Consider the following 2,288-nt stretch of genomic DNA (forward strand, 5'->3'; position numbering starts at 1 on the left):
GCAGCCTTCGGCAGCTCCTACAGTGGAAATGCATTCCAAATGTAGGAGCTGCCGAAGGCTGCGATCTTTTGATCTAAAAGTTTTAAGCAGCCGCCTCGACCAAATGATGGCGTGTGGCCATTGTGCGCAAGAAGTTGCGCACTTGTTTTGCAAAATCGACCGAAAAAACCTCTGAAAGCACCGTCGTACAAGGCCTGCAGCCAAGTGCGCAAGAAGTTGCGCAGCACTGCGCAACTTCTTGCGCACTTTTGCCTTGAGCGAGCGCTTTATTTCGCACAAGCAGCTGAAGAATCAGACAAACACCCCGGCCCGTATGGCTGCCACAATTGTTGGCACGCTCCTTGATAACAGTCAGGCACCCACCGGGCGATTTCGCCTCCCGGGCACCTTAAATTATTCCGCAAGGAGAGCACCCCATGGCAACACCAGCGTACATGTCGGTTACCGGCGAAAAACAAGGCCTGATCACTGCAGGCGCTTTCACCGCTGACTCCGTAGGCAACACCTACCAAGAAGGCCACGAAGACCAGGTTATGGTTCAGGCTTTCAGCCACGACGTGATCATCCCGCGTGACCCACAATCCGGTCAGCCAACCGGTCAGCGCGTTCACAAGCCAGTTGTGATCACCAAGGTCTACGACAAAGCTTCGCCTCTGCTGCAAGCCGCTCTGACCTCCGGCGAGCGCATGAGCGAAATCGTTATCCAGTGGTTCCGTACTTCTGCTCAAGGCACCCAAGAGCACTACTACACCACCAAACTGGAAGACGCGATCATCGTCGCCATCAACAACAAAATGCACAACTGCCAGGATCCAGGCAACTCGCACTTCACCCACCTGGAAGAAGTGCAGTTCACCTACCGTAAAATCACCTGGACCCACGAAGTATCCGGTACTTCGGGTTCCGATGACTGGCGTGCTCCAGTCGTTTAATTACGGCTGATCGTTACAAGCATCGGCCAGCTCTGCTGGTCGATGTTGTTTACGCCCCTCCAGAATTTCGCGTACGTTGAGCCGCTTTGCGGTCGTCGACGAACGCCGCTGTACAGCACGAGGAACAAGGGATGTTCGCGCCGGCCAATGAAACCCACTTTGCCCTGACCATCGAAGGTCTTTCCGCCGATTTCCAAGTGTTTACCCTCACCGGTCGGGAAGCCATCAGCCAGCCTTTTGTCTTCGAGGTGGAGCTGGTCAGTGAGCAGCCGTCGCTGGACCTCGAAACCCTGCTGCACAAACCGGCCTTCCTGCAACTGTCGCCCGACGGCAGCGGCATCCACGGCCAGATCTATCGCGCCGCGCAAGGTGACTCGGGCAAACGCCTGACCCGTTATTCAGTGACCCTGCGCCCGCAACTGGCGTACCTGGCGCATCGCGTCAATCAACGCATCTTCCAGAACCTCACGGTGCCGAAAATCATCGGCATGGTTCTCGAAGAGCACGGTATCCAAAGCAACGCCTACGAATTCAAGACTGGTTCGATCTATCCCGAGCGCATCTACTGCGTGCAGTACGATGAATCGGACCTGCATTTCATCCAGCGCCTGTGCGAGGAAGAGGGTATTCACTACCACTTCCAGCACACGGCGACGGCGCACAAACTGGTGTTCGGCGATGACCAGACGGTATTCCCGAAACTCAAGCCTGTGGCCTACCAGCAAGACTCCGGCATGGCCGCCGACAAACCGGTGATCAAGCGTTTCAACCTGCGTCTGGAAACCCGCACCACCCGCGCCACCCGCCGCGATTACGACTTCGAAAAACCGCGCATTACCCTCGAAAGCGAAAACCGTGGCGACGCCCTGCCCGACCTTGAAGACTACGATTACCCAGGTCGTTTCATCGACCGCGAGCGCGGCAAACACCTGGCCAAACGCGCCCTCGAACGTCATCGCAGCGACTTCCAGTTGGCTGAAGGCAAGAGTGATCAACCGTTGCTGGTCAGCGGCCACTTCCTCGCGCTGACCGCGCACCCGAAAGCCAAATGGAATGACCTCTGGTTGCTGACCGAAGTCCTCCACGAAGGCAAGCAGCCGCAAGTGCTCGAAGAGTCGGTGACCAGCGACACCACCGCGCTGAAAGACGATTTTCACCAGGGCTACCGCAACCGCTTCCAGGCCACGCCGTGGGACGTGCCAAACCGCCCGCCCCTGCGCCACCCGAAACCGCGCATCCTCGGCAGCCAGAGCGCCGTGGTCACCGGCCCGAAAGGCGAAGAGATCCACTGCGACGAATACGGCCGCGTCAAAGTGCAATTCCACTGGGACCGCGAAGGCCAGGCCGACGACAAGA

General features: G+C 57.8%; 2 protein-coding genes. Both read left to right on the plus strand.

Annotated features, from left to right (window positions below):
* Positions 1-416: 416 nt before the first annotated feature.
* A complete protein-coding gene (locus PMI23_RS28420) occupies positions 417-932 on the plus strand; it encodes an Hcp family type VI secretion system effector (RefSeq protein WP_007919523.1) in 516 nt (171 codons plus the stop codon).
* Between the two features lie 131 nt (positions 933-1,063).
* On the plus strand, positions 1,064-2,288 hold a 1,225-nt coding region (tssI, locus tag PMI23_RS28425; RefSeq protein WP_007950322.1), incomplete at its 3' end, for a type VI secretion system tip protein TssI/VgrG.

It is taken from the genome of Pseudomonas sp. GM24 (genome assembly GCF_000282235.1).
Classification (GTDB): Bacteria; Pseudomonadota; Gammaproteobacteria; order Pseudomonadales; family Pseudomonadaceae; genus Aquipseudomonas.